This is a genomic window from Plantactinospora sp. B24E8 (assembly GCF_039871735.1).
In the GTDB taxonomy this organism is placed as follows: Bacteria; Actinomycetota; Actinomycetes; order Mycobacteriales; family Micromonosporaceae; genus Plantactinospora.
On sequence record NZ_JBDPMH010000011.1, the window covers coordinates 45,645 to 61,813 of the forward strand.

The window sequence follows — 16,169 nt, forward strand, 5'->3', positions numbered from 1 at the left end:
CGGTCAGGCGCCGCCGGGCGCTCCGTGACAGCGCTTGTACTTCCGGCCCGACCCACACGGACACGGCGCGTTCCGGGACGGGGCGTTCGCCGCACCGCTGGCCTGCCCCTGGGCGGGACGCCGAGACATCGCCGCCGGGGCGGGCGGGCCACCGACCCCGAGCGCCGGCGCCTGCGGCTGGGGCTGCGGCCGTTCGACCGCCACACCACCGGTGGCCGGAGCCTCACCGTCGATGGTCGGGGCCGAGTACTGCAGCCCCTGGGTGCGGGGAGCCCGACCGAGGCCCTTGGCCCGGATCTCCACCGGCGGCTCCGCCGGCCCGGCCTCGGCGTCCACCTCGGCCTGGTCGGACGCGGCCGGCCTGGCCTCCTCGACCTGGACCTCCACGTTGTAGAGGAAACCGACCGTCTCCTCCTTGATCCCGTCCATCATGGTGGCGAACATGTCGAAGCCCTCGCGCTGGTACTCCACCACCGGGTCGCGCTGGGCGTACGCCCGCAGGGAGATGCCCTCCTGCAGGTAGTCCATCTCGTACAGGTGTTCACGCCACTTCCGGTCGATCACCTGGAGCAGCACCATCCGCTCCAACTGGCGCATCGCCTCGCTGCCGAGCTGCTCCTCGCGTCGCCCGTACGCCGCGAACGCGTCCTGCTTGACCTGCTCGAGCAGGAAGTCGGCGTCCAGGGTGTTGCGCTCCCCGCCGGACTCCTCGACCACGTCCTCGACGGTGATCCCGATCGGGTAGAGCTGCTTGAGGCTCGACCAGAGCTGGTCGAGGTCCCAGTCCTCGGCGTAGCCGTCCGCGGTCGCCCCGGTGACGTACGCGGTGATGGTGTCCTCGATCATGTGCTGGATCTGGTCGTTCAGATCCTCGCCGTCGAGCACCCGCTTGCGCTCGGCGTAGACCACCTGGCGCTGCTTGTTCATCACCTCGTCGTACTTGAGGACGTTCTTACGGATCTCGGCGTTCTGGCCCTCGATCTGGGCCTGGGCGCTCTTGATCTGGCGGGTGACCATCTTCGACTCGATGGGCACGTCCTCCGGGATGTTGAAGCGCTCCATCACGGCCTCGACCGCGCCGGCCCGGAACCGCTTCATCAGCTCGTCCTGCAGCGACAGGTAGAAGCGGGACTCGCCCGGGTCACCCTGTCGGCCGGACCGACCGCGCAGCTGGTTGTCGATGCGCCGCGACTCGTGCCGCTCGGTGCCCAGCACGTAGAGGCCGCCGGCGGCGGAAACCTCCTCGGCCTCGGCGTCACACGCCTGCTTCCACTTGGGGAGGATCTCCTCCAGCGCCTTGGCGTAGTCGTCGGCGTGCTCGACCGGGTCCAGGCCACGCTGGCGCAGCTCGGTGGCGGCCAGGTACTCGGGGTTGCCGCCGAGCAGGATGTCCGTACCACGGCCCGCCATGTTGGTGGCCACCGTGACCGCACCCTTACGCCCGGCCTGGGCGACGATCTCCGCCTCCCGCGCGTGGAACTTGGCGTTGAGGACGGCGTGCGGGATGCCCCGGCGACGCAGCAGCTGGGAGAGGATCTCCGAGTTCTCCACCGAGACCGTGCCGACCAGGACCGGCTGCCCGATGGCGTGCCGCTCGGCGATGTCCTCGACCACCGCGTTGAACTTGGCCTTCTCGGTCTTGTAGATCACGTCCGGCCGGTCCACCCGGACCATCGGACGGTGGGTCGGGATGGTGACGACCCCGACCTTGTAGACCTTGTTGAACTCGCCGGCCTCGGTCTGGGCCGTACCGGTCATCCCGGAGAGCTTGCTGTAGAGCCGGAAGTAGTTCTGCAGGGTGATCGTGGCAAGAGTCTGGTTCTCCTGCTTGATCTCCACGCCTTCCTTGGCCTCGATGGCCTGGTGCATGCCCTCGTTGTAGCGGCGGCCGTGCAGGATCCGGCCGGTGAACTCGTCGACGATCAGGACCTCGCCCTCGTTGACGATGTAGTCCTTGTCGCGCTTGTAGAGCTCCTTGGCCTTGATCGCGTTGTTCAGGTAGCCGACCGAGCGGGGTGTTGACCGACTCGTAGAGGTTGTCGATGCCGAGCCGGTCCTCGACCTTGGCCACGCCCCGCTCGGTCACCGCGATGGTCCGCTTGGCGTAGTCGACCTCGTAGTCACCCTCGCCGTCCTTGCCGGCCTGCAGCCGGTCCACCACCCGGGCGAACTCGCCGTACCAGCGGGCGGAGTGCTCGGCCGGACCAGAGATGATCAACGGCGTACGGGCCTCGTCGATCAGGATCGAGTCGACCTCGTCGACGATCGCGAAGTTGTGCCCCCGCTGGACGAGATCGTCCCTGCTCCAGGCCATGTTGTCCCGGAGGTAGTCGAAGCCGAACTCGTTGTTGGTGCCGTACGTGATGTCGGCCTCGTACGCGGCCCGGTGCTCGGCGGCCGGACGGTTCGGCAGGACCACCCCGACGGTCAGGCCCAGGAACTCGTGCACCCGCCCCATCCAGGCGGCGTCCCGCTCGGCGAGGTAGTCGTTCACGGTGACGACGTGCACACCCTTGCCGGAGAGCGCGTTCAGGTACGCCGGGAGCGCCGAGGTCAGGGTCTTGCCCTCACCGGTCTTCATCTCGGCGATGTTGCCGAAGTGCAGCGCGGCGCCGCCCATGATCTGTACGTCGTAGTGACGCTGGCCGAGCACCCGGGAGGCCGCCTCGCGTACCGTGGCGAACGCCTCGGGCAGCAGGTCGTCGAGGGTCTCGCCGTCCGCCAGCCGCTCCCGGAACTGGTCGGTCATGCCGCGCAGCTCCGCGTCGGTGAGGTTGACGAAGTCGTCCTCGATCGAGTTGACGGCAGCCGCGATCGCCTTGAGCCGGCGCAGCATGCGCCCTTCGCCCGCGCGAAGGACCTTTTCAAGAATCGACACGGATCAACGCTCCCCTAGACAGTCTGCCGAACCATCGTAGGCGCATCACCGGCCCCGCCGTCAGTCACGCCGCCCTCCAGCTTGACTGAGCCAGACATTTCGCCCGACCAGCGGGCCGGCGCGCAGCAAATCCGATTACGCCGAGCGCGAACCCGCTGCGATCATGCGTGGGTGCAGCTACAGGAGCAAGATGACCGAATGACCCGGAACGCCCCGACAGGGTCCGTGACCATCACCGAGGACGGACTGGTGCTGCGGCCGTGGCGGCCCGAGGACGCCGAGGCCGTGTACCGGGCCTGCCAGGATCCGGACATCCAGCGCTGGACCACCATCCCGGCGCCGTACCGGATGGAACACGCCGAGGGTTTCGTCGGCACCATCGCCCCGCAGGCCTGGGCGACCGAAAGCGGCGCTCCGTTCGCGGTCTGCGACGCGGCCACCGGCGAGTTGCTCGGCTCCTGCGGACTGGTCGCGATCACCCCGAGCCTGAACACGGCGGAGGTCGGCTACTGGACGGCCCCCTGGGCCCGGGGACGCGGCGTGGCCGTCCGGGCCACCCGGGCGCTGTGCCGGTGGGCGTTCCGGGAGTTGGGGCTGCGCCGGATCATCTGGCAGGCCGAGGTCGGCAACCACGGCTCCCGGCTGGTCGCGCTCCGCGCCGGCTTCCGGATCGAGGGACGGCTCCGGCTCGCCCACCCGGGTCGGACCGGCTGCGACGACGGCTGGATCGGCTCGCTGCTCGCCGAGGACCTGGCCGGAGCGCACCCCGGAGAGCCGGCCGCACCGCAGCCCGCCGGCACCGGCCCACGGGCCGGGGATCCCTCCGCACCGCCGCCCGCGGACAGCGGCGCACCGGCCGGGGATCCCGGCCGACCGCTGCCCGGGGGTCCCGGCTCGCTGGAGGCCCGCCGGGCGGCCGTCTTCGGCACCGCCCAGCCGGTGCTGTTCGCCCGCACGCCGGCCGGTACGGAGCTGCGCCTGCGTCCGCTCGACGAACGCGACCTGGCCGACCTCGTGACCACCTGCCAGGACCCGGAGACGGTCCGCTGGACCACGGTGCCGGACCCGTACCAGCCGTCGGACGCGGAGTTCTTCGTCCACGAGCACGGCCCGACGGTGTGGCGTCGGGCGACCGGCGCCGCGTTCGCGATCGCCGACGACAACGACCGGTTCGCCGGGGTCATGGAACTCCGGGTGTCGCCGGCCGACCCGCTGGTGGGCGACCTGGGATTCCTGGTGCCGCCGTACGCGCGCGGTCGTGGCTACTGTCCGGCCGCGGTGACGGCGATCTGCACCTGGGGCTTCACCACCCTCGGGCTGGCCCGGATCGAGTGGCGGGCCAACGTCGGCAACACCGCCTCGAGGCGGGCGGTGGAGAAGGTCGGCTTCGTCTTCGAGGGCACCGCCCGGCACGCGTTGAACCACCGTGGCACCCGGACCGACGCCTGGGTCGGATCACTGCTCCCCGGTGACCTCGGGCTGGTCACGCCCGCCAGGACCGGCGCCTGAACCCCACCGCACCGGGTCCGGGGGTGGCCCCCGGACCCGACGGGGTGGTACCGACGGTCAGTTCGTCAGCGCGATGATGCCGTAGTCGTAGCCCCTGCGTCGGTAGACCACGCTCGGCCGGCCGGACTCCTTGTCCAGGAACAGATAGAAGTCGTGCCCGACGAGTTCCATCTGGAACAGGGCGTCGTCGACCGTCATCGGCTCGGCGGGGTGGACCTTCTCCCGGGCGATGTGCCAGGGCTGCGCGTCGTCGTACTCCTCGTAGCCGTCGTACTCGGGCTCGGCCTCCCGTCCGTTGCGGGTCTGCTCCGGCGCCGGCCGGGTCAGGGTGGCCACGGCGGCGTCGCCGAAGTCGGCCACCGGGAGGTTCGCGGTCGCCTCGGCGACGGAGAGTGGCGCATGCCGCCCCCGGTGTACGCGGCGCCGGTCGGCGGCCCGGCGGAGCCGGGTGTCGAGCTTCGCGATCGCGGCGTCGAGTGCGCAGTAGAAGTCCTTCGCACACGCCTCGGCGCGCACCACCGGACCTCGGGAGATGCAGGTAATCTCTATTCGCTGGCAGTGATCGGACTGTCGCGGATTGCGTTCGTGAAAGAGTTCCACGTCGACCCGAATAAGCTTGTGATCATAGCGCTCGATCTTCGCGAGCTTGTCGGCTACGTGTTGCCGGTAATGATCCGGCACCTCGACGTTTCGGCCCTTTACCACGAGATCCATGCGTGACCTCCCTGCGCCGTCGGAGAGTCGTGCAGAAACAAAAATCCCGGTCAGCCCGCCCCCTGGGAAGTCCATTCGGCTCGACCGGATCGCTGCGGCTGCGCCTCCTTCCAGGTGCTCCCGGAGGGCTGGAACACCCCTCATACCCCCGGTAAACAAAACGCTAACGCCTGTCGGGCCGGTCGTCACCCCACTCACCAAGACCAATTCCGAAAGATTCCACAGCGGACGCGATAGGGTGAAAACACTGGCACGCAGAGTCAGCACGGGCCGTGCGGTTCACCCCCGCCGGGCCGCGCGGGTCGGCGCCGACGGGGTACGGGTCAGCCGCGACCACGGCGCACGGTGGCGGCGAGCACCGCTGCGGCGTACACCGGAATGCCGGCGCCGCGCAGCGACCGGGTCACGGCGGCGAGGGTCACGCCGGTGGTCACGATGTCGTCCAGCACCACGACGGCCCGACCGGTGGCGGCCCGCCGGGCCGCCGGCACCCGCCCGACCCGGGCCGGGAACGCGGCCTCCGCCGCGGCGGCCCGGCCGGCGCTGTCCAGCGTGGCCGAGTCGGGTCGGGGCAGGGCCCGGAGCGGATACGCGACCGCCACCGACCAGCCGGCCACCCGCAACCGGAGAGCCGTCTGCCGGGCCAGCCGCCGCAGGTGGTCGCCGTGCCGGGCCCGGACGGCCCGGGCGGTCGCCGGTACCGGCACCAGCAGTACCGGCCGCGGTTCACCGACCGCCTCCGCCACCACCTCGGCCAGCAGCCGGCCCAACGGCCGGGCCAACCCGTGCCGGCCCCGCTCCTTGTACGACAGCAGCGCCTCCCGCAACACCTCCTGGTACGGGCCGAGGGCCACCAGATCCGGCAGTCCCACCGGCGCCGGTGTCGGGCGAGTCGGCGCCGGACGCAGGGCCGCGAGCCTGTCGACGCAGGCGGCGCAGGCGCCCTGCCGCAGCGGCAGCCGGAGCCCCCGGCAGCCGGCACACTCGGCGGGCAGCACCAGATCGGCCAGGTCGGACCAGATCCCCGCCAGCACCACTGCCCCCGTCCGCCGTTCGAAGAGCCGGTCGTCAGTAGAGGTAGAACGGCGCGGTCGGGGTGGCCGAGCCGGGTGGCAGTCCGGAGGCACCGGCGACCACCTGGTCCCGGCCGATCGGGCTGCCGCCGGTGCCGTACGCGACCTGGTTGGCCTCGTACAGCGGAGGGCGGGACAGCACCGGGGCATCCGGGTTCTCCGGGTACGTCGCCAACTGGGTGACCGCCGCACCGACGTCCGTGATCAGTGCCGTCTCCTGCGCCCCGTGCACGTTCAGTTTGTAGACCGCGGCCCGACCGTTCCGCTCCACACCGGCCACCGCCAGGGAGTTCTCCCCGTACCAGTCGACCGCGGTCAGGTCACGCAACGAGGTGACGACCTGACGGGACGGCCCGACGCTCAACGTGCCGTCGACGGTCCGGACCCCCGCGACGTAGAGCCGGCCGCTGACGACGAAGGCGATCCGGTTGCCGTCCAGGGCCGCTCCCACCGCGGTCACCCGACCGGACGCGCCGGTGAGCGGCACCGGGGTCAGCGTGGCGCTGTCCGTACGGAACTCGTAGAGTCCGCCGTCCGCGACGACCAGCCCGGTCGGGCCGACGTTGCCGGCCCGCTTCAACCACACCGGTCGGCCCATCGTGCCGAAGGATTTCCGCCCGGTACGGAACTCGCGGACCGTACCGATTCCCGCGCCGGTACGGAGCCGGAACCGGGTCTGCTCGCTGGTCACCAGTGCCGCCGAGATCGTCGCGCCGGCCCGGTTCAGGCTCGCCGCGACGATGTCCCGGTTGGCCTCCGGCGCGATCGGCACGATCGGCTCCTCGCCCGGCTCGGACAACGGGTAGACGGTGCCGGCCAGCACGCCGTACCGGACCGGGGGTGCACCGAGCTGGTAGAGGGGGTGGTTCCGCCGCCAGTCCTCGGCGACCGCGACCTTCCGACTCTGGTTCTGGATCTTCAACTCGAGTTCGCTGTACAGCGTCGGGCTCAGTTTGAGCGACCAGACGATCTGGTTGAAGAGCTTGTCCAGTTCGACGTCCGTGTCGAGTACTCCCGCCTTCACCGAGAGGTTGACCTCCAGCCGGCCGCCCTCCTTCGGCGCCGGAACGTTGCCCAGCGGACCGGTACCGTCCGGCAGCCGTACGACGGCCGTGCCGAGCCAGTCCGTCGGGCCGCCGATCAACCAGTCGAGCACCTCGGTGGCCTGCCGTTGCACCGGCACCGTGACCGGGAGGTAGCGCAGGTCCGGCACCAGGGCGTCCCGGTTGACGTTCCAGAAGTAGATGGTGTGCTCCCGGTAGTACTGCTGCAGCGCCTCGTCCGTCATCAGCACGACCGGCGGCGGGTCCAGCACCCAGAGCCCGCCGACCTCACCCGGTTCGGTCGGCGCCTGCCCGACCGTGAACGTGTACGAACTCTCGGTGGCGATCGGCTCGCCGATCGATCCGTTGGCCCGCAGCACGCCCACCTGCTGCACCCGCTCGATGGTGATCGACGTGGTGCCGTCGTTGTTGAAGGTGACAAGCGGCGGCGCGTCCAGTCGGATGACGTTGATCTCGTTGCCCGGCTGGGGGGCCAGCCGCTTCTCCGGCACGATGAAGTCGTTGAACCGCTGGTAGGCCTCGTCCGCCTCACCGGCGGCGGCGGTCAGGAAATCCTGGGCGAACCGGAACTCGTCGCTGCTGCTCTCGGCGCGGCTGCGCGGCGGATCGCCGGGCCGGCCCGCCGGGCCGGTCTCCGCCTGCGGCCCCGAGCCGTTGACCCGGACCTCGGTCTCGTCCGGGATGCCGCAGGCCGTCGCCGCCGGCAGCAGCAGCACGGCGAGCAGTACGACGGGAAGCCGCCACCTCATCGGGTCACCTCGCGGTGTCCGGTCTCGACCGCAGCTCTCGGGCCGACCCGTCGGGACGGCGGTGCCGCCGGGTCGGCCGGCTGGGCGGGCGGTGCCGGGTCGGGCAGCTCGTCCGGTCCGTCGCCGCGCGGCTCCGTGCCGGCCGACCGGCGGGGAGCCGACTCCGGACCGGCGGGCAGCGGTTCGGCGGGCCAGCGGAGGGTGACCGCGTCCGGGGCGTCGGCCGGCACCAGCCGCAGCGGCGACGAGGTCAACCGGTCACCGGCCCGGGTGGGCAGGGTGAGCCGGAACTGCGCCCCCTCGCCCGGGGCACCCCACGCCTCCAGCCAACCGCCGTGCAGCCGGGCGTCCTCCAGACTGATCGACAGGCCGAGCCCGGTGCCGCCGGTCTGCCGGGCCCGCGACGGGTCGGCCCGCCAGAACCGGTTGAAGACCAGCTTCTCCTCGCCGGGCTTCAACCCGACTCCATGATCACGGACGGTGACCGCGACCGCGGTCTCGTCCACCCCGAGGACCACCTCGACCGGTTTGCCGACCCCGTGTTCGACGGCGTTGCCGACCAGGTTGCGCAGGATCCGCTCCACCCGGCGTGGATCGACCTCGGCGATCACCGGGGCGTCCGGCACCACCAGCCGCAGCGGCGCCCCGCACCGGCGGGCGAGCGACTCCAACCGGTCGGCGACCCGACGCACCACCGGCACCAGGTCGGTGGGCTCGGCGTCCAGCATGGCGAAGCCGGCGTCGAACCGGCTGATCTCCAACAGGTCGGTGAGCAGGTCCTCGAACCGGTCGAGTTCGGCGTGCAACAGCTCGGCGGTACGGGTGACCGCCGGGTCGAACCCGTCCCGCTCGGCGTAGATCAGGTCCGCGGCCATCCGTACGGTGGTCAGCGGGGTACGCAGCTCGTGCGAGACGTCCGAGGTGAAGCGGCGCTGCAGCCGGGACATCTCCTCCAACCGGACGATCTGCCGTTGCAGGTTCGTCGCCATCTGGTTGAACGAGGCGGCGAGCATCGCCAGGTCGTCCTCGCCGTTGACCACCATCCGCTGGTCGAGCAGCCCGGCGGAGAGCCGCTGGGCGGTCCGGGCGGCCACCCGTACCGGATTGACCACCAGCCGGGTGACCAGGCCGGCGAGCAGGCCGAGCAGGACGACCAGCGCGAACCCGGTGGCCAGTACGGTGGACCGGGCCCCGGTGGCGATCTGGTCCCACCGGGTCAACGGGACAAAATAGTAGAGTTCGACCTGGCCGAACCGGGTCGGCACCGGCGACCCGTAGATCAGGTACTTGGTGGTGTGCCCGGTGCTGAACAGGTCACCGGTGCGGATCTGGTCGGCGACCTTGCCGTCCTCGACCATCTCGCGCAGCTCGGGACTGAGGATCCCGTCCACGTCCACCTGCGGCGAGGTCGCGGGCGGGACGTCCGGGGATCCGCCGGCCTCCAGGGCCACCACGACCCCGCCGAGCTGTGCCGGATCACCGCCGGCCAGATAGTTGACCGTGCTCTCGAAGGTGGCCCGCAGCCCCTGTTCGGACGGGGCGGTGTGGTTGCTGAGCTGCTTGGCCGCGTACTCCTGACCATCGGAGAGCCGACTCTTGACGTCCCGTCGGGCGTTCTCCAGCACAATGTCGGTGATGTTGTGCACCACCAGGTAGGCGAAACCGCCCACCAGCAGGCTCGACGCGACCAGGGTGATGGTCACGACCCGGACCTGGAGTGAGCGCCGCCAGGTGCGGTGCAACCCGGCCGCGGTCGCCGTCGTCCGGGCCGAACCGACGCGCCACAGCCGCCGCCCGGCCGGGGCGACGTGGGCGAGCAGGGCGGAGACCGAGGTCAGGGTGCGGGCCACAGTGCACCCCAGGCTATCCGGTGCCCGCCTTGTAGCCGACTCCCCGCACGGTGAGGATGACCTCGGGTCGTTCGGGATCCGGCTCGATCTTGGCGCGCAGCCGCTGCACGTGCACGTTGACCAGTCGGGTGTCGGCGGCGTGCCGGTATCCCCAGACCTGCTCCAGCAGCACCTCACGGGTGAAGACCTGACGCGGCTTGCGGGCCAGCGCCACCAGCAGGTCGAACTCCAGCGGGGTCAGTTTGACCTCCTCGCCGTCCCGGCTCACGGTGTGGGCCGGTACGTCGATGCTGATCTGGTTGCCGGGCGGCCCGATGGTCAGCAGCTCGGGTGCGGCGTCCTCGCCCCGCCGCAGCCGGGCCCGCATCCGGGCCACCAGCTCCTTGGGCTTGAACGGCTTCACGACGTAGTCGTCGGCCCCCGACTCCAGCCCGAGCACCACGTCGACGGTGTCGCTCTTGGCGGTCAGCATGACGATCGGGATGCCCGACTCGGCACGGATCGCCCGGGCGACGTCGATCCCACTCATTCCCGGCAACATGAGGTCGAGCAGGACGATGTCGGGCCGGTTCTCCCGGAACGCGGTCAGCGCCCGCTCGCCGTCGGCGACGAACGACGGGAGGAACCCCTCGCTGCGCAGCACGATACCGAGCATCTCGGCAAGTGCGGGGTCATCGTCGACGACCAGTACCCGGGCTCTCATGGGACTAATCTTCCATCCTCTGTTCAACACCGTGGGTCCCGCGCCCGCCGGTGCGGCGGGCGCGTCGGTCAAACCATGGTCACGAAGCGCAGTAGCTTACCGTGGGCAGTGACGGGGCACCAGCCTCCGAACCACCGGCGGCACCACGTATCCGCTGCTCATCGCCGTCAGGACAAGCACCGCCGGACACACCGCCAGACACTCAGTGCAACTGCACGAAATACTTAACGTAATCATTCCCGGCCGTTGGTACCGGATCGGACCGAGCGGGCGCACGGCCGGATGACCCGCCGTGTCACCATGACTGCTGCGTCTCCCCGCTGAACCCCCGCTGCCGCCAGGAGTGCGTTTGTCCGACGCCGGTCCGACCGCCGTACTGCCCCTGCGCCCACTCACGGTCGGTGAACTCCTCGACTCGGCGGTGCTGCTCTTCCGCCGCCAGGCCCGGACCCTGCTCCCGGTCGCGATCGGGCTCGCCGCGTCGGAACAACTCCTGCTGTATCCGCTGCGCCTCGCCACCGGGGTCGCACCACCGGGCTACCTGCCGGACTTCGACAACCTCGGCGGGTACTGGTTCCTGCTGGCCGTCGGGGCGGCCGCCGAGGTCGTGATCATCGCGCTGCTGGGCAACCTGACGGCACGTGCGGCCGGAACCCTGCTGGTGTATCCGACCGCGCCGCTACCGAACATGCTCCGGCCGACCGGCGCCCGGTACGGCCCGACCGTGGCGGTCGCCGCCCTCGGTGGCCTCCTCATGTTCCTCGCCGCCCTCGCCATGCCGGCCTGGATCGTCGCCATCGCACTGCTCGGCGGTCTGGCGCCGGCGGTCGCCCTGGAACGGGTCGGACCGTTGCGGGCACTGGGCCGGTCGGCTTCCCTCGCGTTACGGCTCGGGGGCCGGGCGGCGGGAATCCGGGTGCTCGGTTACCTCGTCTGGTGGATCCTGCGGGTCGGGTTGACGATCGGCGTCTTCGTCGGCCTGGACGGGGTCGGCCTGCTCGACCCGGCCTGGCTCGTGCCGTTCGGGGCGGTGCTCTGGGCCGTCATCAACAGCATCGCCTACTCCGTGCTCGCCTGCCTCGACGCCGTCGTCCACCTGGAGACCCGGATCCGTACGGAGGGAATGGACATCGCCATCGCCCAGGCCCGCCGTACGGGCCAACTCCGGCCCACCCCGTCGGCGGTCCGGCCGTGAGCGTCAGCCGGTGGTGGACCGAGGCCACGGCGGCGCTCGGCGACCACGTCCCGCTGCCGCTGGCCGCACTGTTGCTGGTGCTGGCCACGATCCTGGTCGCGCTCGCCTGGTACCACTTCCCGGCCTGGGTGCCCCGGCGGCTGCCCCGCTGGCGGCTCTTCCGGCGGTGGCGACGACGACCCCGACGGCAGCCCGTGCCGGAGGCGGCACCGGAGCCGGTCGCCGAACCCGAGGCGGAACCGGGGCCCGAACTGCCCGACGTGCCGGTCGCCACGCTGGTCTCGCTCGCCGACCGGTTGGCCCGGGACGGCCGGTACGCCGAGGCGGTCCGGGAGCGGCTCCGGGGCATGGTCCGCCGCCTGGTCGACCGGCGGGTGCTGGAACACCAGCCGGGGATGACGGTCGTCGAGATCGCCGCCACGGCGGCCCGGAGCCGGCCCGAACTGAACCGGCCGCTGCACGACGCCGGCCAGATCTTCTCCGACCTCTGGTACGGCCAACGTCCGGCCCGTCCGGAACACGACGAACGGATGCGGGACCTCGCCGCCGAACTGGACGAGGTCCTCGCCGGCCGATCCGCCTCCGGCGGCGACGGGAGCGCCCGGACATGACGACCACCTCACCCCCGGACCCGACGACCGCCCCGTCGACGGAGCCGGCGGGCCCCGCCGCCGCTGCACCACCCGGCCGGGCCCCGGACCGGGCCCGACGTCGCCGCCGCTGGCACCGGGTGGTCATTCCGCTCGGCGTCGCCGCCGCGCTGCTGACCACCACCCTGGTCACCCGGGAGGTCGACCAACCCGACCCGGACCCGGGTCTGCTCGCCCCGACCGGCAGCGCCGACGTCGGCGGCAGCCGGCTCGCCGCCGAACTGCGCGCCCGGGGCGTCACCGTCGAACGGGTCACCACCACCCCGCAGGCGCTGGGCCGGGCCGCCGGAGGTGGGGTCACGATCTTCGTACCGACACCGGGCCTGGTCCATCCGGCGTACTGGCAGGTGCTGGTCGACCCCGCCGAGAACGTCCGGGTGCTGCTGGTGGACCCACCACCGCAGGTGCTGTCGGTGGCCCGGGTGCCCCTGGTCGACGCCGGCCGGCGCTGGGCCACCGGGACGGCGCCGTCCGCCGCCCCGGACGGCCGGCCGTGCCGGCTGCCGGAGATCAGCACGGTCGGCCCCGCCGCCGTGTTCCGGCAGCGGTACGCCGACCCGCCCCAGCTGTCGTTCCGGGCCGACCTCTGCTTCGCGGGAGGGGTGGCCCGGAGCAGATGGCGCGGCAACGACATGGTGGTGGTTGGCGCCAGTGACCCGTTCCGCAACGACCGGATCGACGAGTGGCACAACCGTGACCTGGCCGCCGGACTGTTGGGCGTACACCGACGGGTGCTCTGGCTCGACCTCGCCGGCCCGGAACCGGTACCGCCCGCCCACCCCGACGGTGAGCTGGAGTGGAGCCCGCCGCCGGGCGGCTACGACCCGGCGCCCGGCTCCGGCGACGGTGACGGGAGCGGGAGCGGGCCGTCGCAGGGCTCCGAGGGCAGCCAGCCGTGGCAACCGGAGCAGCGGCAGCAGCCGGACGACCGGCGGGCGGACGGTCCGGACAACCGCAACCCACTGGCGGACGCCTTCCCTCCGTGGTTCTGGGCACTTCTCGTCCAACTCGCCCTGGCCCTGCTCATCGCCGCGCTCTGGCGCTCCCGCCGGCTCGGCCCGCCGGTACCGGAGCCGCTGCCGGTGACGGTGCCCGCCGCCGAGACCACGATCGGCCGGGGCCGGCTCTACCACCGCGCCCGGGCGTACGGGCCGACCGCCGGCATCCTGCGGGCCGCGGCGCTGCACCGGCTCGGGCCGGTGCTGAACCTGACACCGGAGACGCCGGAGGCAGAGGTGGTACGGGTCGTCGCGGCGAACACCGGACGATCCCCGGACGACGTACACCACCTGCTCTTCGGGCCCGACCCGACCAGCAACCCGGAGCTGCTCGACCTGGCCCGGGCCCTCGACCACCTGATTCCCCCGGCCGGGCAGCACCCACCCCACCCGCCCCGGCACGACCACTTCGAAGGAGAGACCCGGTGACCCGACCCGCCGGAACCGCAGATCCGCTCGCCGTCCCACCGCACGGGGTACCGACCCAGCCGGGCCCCACCCCCGTCGGGGCCGACGACGCCCGGGCGGCCCTGCACCGGCTCCGGATCGAGGTGGGCAAGGCGGTCGTCGGACAGGACAGCGTGGTCACCGGCATGGTGCTCGCCCTGCTCTGCCGGGGTCACGTGCTGCTCGAGGGCGTACCCGGGGTGGCCAAGACCCTGCTGGTCCGGACCATCGCGGCCGCGCTCGACCTGGAGTCCAAGCGGCTCCAGTTCACCCCGGACCTGATGCCCGGCGACGTGACCGGATCGCTCATCTTCGACCCGCGTACCGCCGCCTTCACCTTCCGGGAGGGGCCGGTCTTCACCAACCTGCTGCTCGCCGACGAGATCAACCGCACCCCGCCGAAGACCCAGGCGGCGCTGCTGGAGGTGATGGAGGAACGGCAGGTGTCGGTGGAGGGTAACCGGCGACCGCTGCCGGACCCGTTCATCGTGGCCGCGACCCAGAACCCGATCGAGTTCGAGGGGACGTACCCACTGCCCGAGGCCCAGCTCGACCGGTTCCTGCTCAACCTGACCATGCCGCTGCCGAACCGCGACGAGGAACTCGGCGTGCTCCGCGCCCACCACGCCGGCTTCGACCCGCGCGAGCTGACCAGTGCCGGCGTACGCCCGGTGGCGAACGCCGCGGACCTGGCGGCGGCCCGGGCGGCGGTGGCCCGGGTCGCGGTCGCCGAACCGGTCCTCGGATACATCGTGGACCTCTGCCGGGGGACCCGGCGCACCCCGGCCCTGGAGTTGGGTGCCTCGCCCCGGGGCGCGATCGCGCTGCTCGGCACCGCCAAGGCGTGGGCCTGGCTGGCCGGCCGCGACCACGTCACCCCGGACGACGTGAAGGCGGTCGCCCGGCCCACCCTCCGGCACCGGCTCCGGCTGCGCCCGGAGGCGGAACTGGAGGGGGTCACCACCGCCGCGGTCCTGGACGCGGTACTCGACACCGTGCCGACGCCACGATGACCTGGCGGGCCGCAGCCCTGCTCGGGGCGGGGGCGCTGACCCTCCCGCTCTGGTCCGCCCCCTGGCTGGGGGTGCTGCTGATGACCGGCGCGGTGCTGGCGCTGACCGTGGTCGACCGGACGCTCGCCGTACCACCCGCGGCGGTGGTGGCGAGCCGCCACGGCGCCCGGACGGTACGCCTCGGCGAGACCGCCACCGTCTCGGTGCAGCTGCACAACACCTCCCACCGGACGCTGCGCGCACTGGTCCGGGACGCCTGGGTGCCGTCGGCCGGAGCCCGCCCCGACTTCCCGGACAACCGGCAGCTACGGATCCCGGCCGGGGCCCGGGTCGTGCTGCCGACCCAGCTCACCCCCAGCCGCCGCGGTGACCGGCCGGCGGTACGGCTCACCCTGCGCTCGTACGGGCCGCTGGGACTCGCCTTCCGGCAGCGCTCCGGTCAGCCGGCGACCCCACCGTGGACCCTGCGGGTGCTGCCCCGGTTCGAGTCCCGCCGGCATCTGCCGGAGAAACTGGCCCGGCTGCGGGTTATCGACGGCACCCAGGTGGCCCGGGGACGCGGCCAGGGCACCGAGTTCGACACCCTGCGCGAGTACGTCGTCGGCGACGACGTCCGCTCGGTCGACTGGCGGGCCAGTGCCCGGCGGGCCGACGTACTGGTCCGGACCTGGCGACCGGAACGTGACCGCCGGGTGGTGTGTGTACTCGACACCGGACGGACGGCGGCGGTACGGGTCGGTGACGTACCCCGGCTCGACGCCTCGATCGAGGCGGCGCTGCTGCTCGCCGCGCTGGCCGGCCGGGCCGGTGACCGGGTCGACCTGCTCGCGGTGGACAACGCGGTCCGGGTGGCGGTGACCGGGGGCAACCAGTCGGGCGCGCTCCCCCGGATGGTCAACGCGCTCGCGCCGCTGCAGCCGAACCTGGTGGAGACCGACTTCGAACTGGTCGCCGGGGAGATCCTCCGCCGGGAACGGCGCCGCTGCCTGGTGGTGCTGCTCACCGCGCTGGAGGCGGGGGCGCTCGGCGAGGGGCTGCTGCCGGTGCTTCCCCGGCTGGCCGCCCGGCACCAGGTGCTGGTGGCCGCCGTGCACGATCCGGTGTTGGCGGAACTCAGCACCCGGAGACCGGAGCGGGTCCAGGACGCGTACGCGACCGCGGCCGCCTGGCGGGCGCTGGCCGACCGGGACCGGGTGCGGCAGGCACTGCACCGGCACGGGGTGACCGTGGTGGACGCCCCGGCCGACCGGCTGGCGTCGATGGTCAGCGACACCTATCTGCGGCTCAAGGCACTCGGCCGGCTCTGACCGGGTGCACCGCCGGGTC

Annotated in this window: 11 protein-coding genes and 1 pseudogene; 6 read left to right on the forward strand and 6 right to left on the reverse strand. The window is 72.3% G+C overall.

Annotation, left to right across the window (positions count from 1 at the left end; all coding sequences use genetic code 11):
- Positions 1–3: 3 nt before the first annotated feature.
- A pseudogene (gene secA / locus ABGB21_RS18165) lies at positions 4–2,878 on the reverse strand (preprotein translocase subunit SecA).
- Between the two features lie 198 nt (positions 2,879–3,076).
- Between secA and ABGB21_RS18170 the strand changes: the two are divergent.
- A complete protein-coding gene (locus tag ABGB21_RS18170) occupies positions 3,077–4,387 on the forward strand; it encodes a GNAT family N-acetyltransferase (protein ID WP_347678626.1) in 1,311 nt (436 codons plus the stop codon).
- Positions 4,388–4,444: 57 nt separating this feature from the next.
- On the opposite strand, the gene raiA is transcribed toward ABGB21_RS18170, so the two are convergent.
- The 5 genes from raiA to mtrA form a co-directional block, all read right to left on the reverse strand.
- Positions 4,445–5,101 (reverse strand): ribosome-associated translation inhibitor RaiA, encoded by a 657-nt coding sequence (gene raiA / locus ABGB21_RS18175; RefSeq protein WP_347655577.1) that lies wholly within the window; start codon positions 5,099–5,101, stop codon positions 4,445–4,447.
- A 323-nt stretch (positions 5,102–5,424) separates the two neighbouring features.
- Positions 5,425–6,135, reverse strand: a complete 711-nt coding sequence (locus ABGB21_RS18180) for a ComF family protein (protein ID WP_347678628.1) — start codon at positions 6,133–6,135, stop codon at positions 5,425–5,427.
- A 34-nt stretch (positions 6,136–6,169) separates the two neighbouring features.
- Positions 6,170–7,987 carry an LpqB family beta-propeller domain-containing protein gene (locus ABGB21_RS18185; RefSeq protein WP_347678630.1) on the reverse strand — a complete coding sequence of 606 codons (1,818 nt, stop codon included), beginning with the start codon at positions 7,985–7,987 and terminating at the stop codon, positions 6,170–6,172.
- Positions 7,984–9,774, reverse strand: a complete 1,791-nt coding sequence (gene mtrB / locus ABGB21_RS18190) for an MtrAB system histidine kinase MtrB (RefSeq protein ID WP_347678726.1) — start codon at positions 9,772–9,774, stop codon at positions 7,984–7,986. Before mtrB ends, ABGB21_RS18185 begins: the two co-directional genes overlap by 4 nt.
- A 76-nt stretch (positions 9,775–9,850) precedes the next feature.
- The gene (mtrA, locus tag ABGB21_RS18195; protein WP_331212357.1) at positions 9,851–10,540 is read right to left on the reverse strand and encodes an MtrAB system response regulator MtrA; all 690 of its coding nucleotides are present in this window, start codon (positions 10,538–10,540) and stop codon (positions 9,851–9,853) included.
- Between the two features lie 349 nt (positions 10,541–10,889).
- On the opposite strand from mtrA, the gene ABGB21_RS18200 reads away from it, so the two are divergent.
- The 5 genes from ABGB21_RS18200 to ABGB21_RS18220 all read left to right on the forward strand — a co-directional run bounded on the left by ABGB21_RS18200 (position 10,890) and on the right by ABGB21_RS18220 (position 16,150).
- Positions 10,890–11,735, forward strand: coding sequence for a hypothetical protein (locus ABGB21_RS18200; RefSeq protein ID WP_347655580.1), 846 nt, complete (start codon positions 10,890–10,892; stop codon positions 11,733–11,735).
- The gene (locus ABGB21_RS18205) at positions 11,732–12,346 is read left to right on the forward strand and encodes a DUF4129 domain-containing protein (RefSeq protein WP_347655581.1); all 615 of its coding nucleotides are present in this window, start codon (positions 11,732–11,734) and stop codon (positions 12,344–12,346) included. The genes ABGB21_RS18200 and ABGB21_RS18205 overlap by 4 nt, the downstream gene beginning before the upstream one ends.
- Positions 12,343–13,812, forward strand: coding sequence for a DUF4350 domain-containing protein (locus tag ABGB21_RS18210; RefSeq protein WP_347655582.1), 1,470 nt, complete (start codon positions 12,343–12,345; stop codon positions 13,810–13,812). The genes ABGB21_RS18205 and ABGB21_RS18210 overlap by 4 nt, the downstream gene beginning before the upstream one ends.
- 101 nt (positions 13,813–13,913) lie before the next feature.
- Positions 13,914–14,843 (forward strand): MoxR family ATPase, encoded by a 930-nt coding sequence (locus ABGB21_RS18215; protein WP_347655598.1) that lies wholly within the window; start codon positions 13,914–13,916, stop codon positions 14,841–14,843.
- The gene (locus ABGB21_RS18220) at positions 14,840–16,150 is read left to right on the forward strand and encodes a DUF58 domain-containing protein (protein ID WP_347678632.1); all 1,311 of its coding nucleotides are present in this window, start codon (positions 14,840–14,842) and stop codon (positions 16,148–16,150) included. Before ABGB21_RS18215 ends, ABGB21_RS18220 begins: the two co-directional genes overlap by 4 nt.
- Positions 16,151–16,169 lie beyond the last annotated feature (19 nt).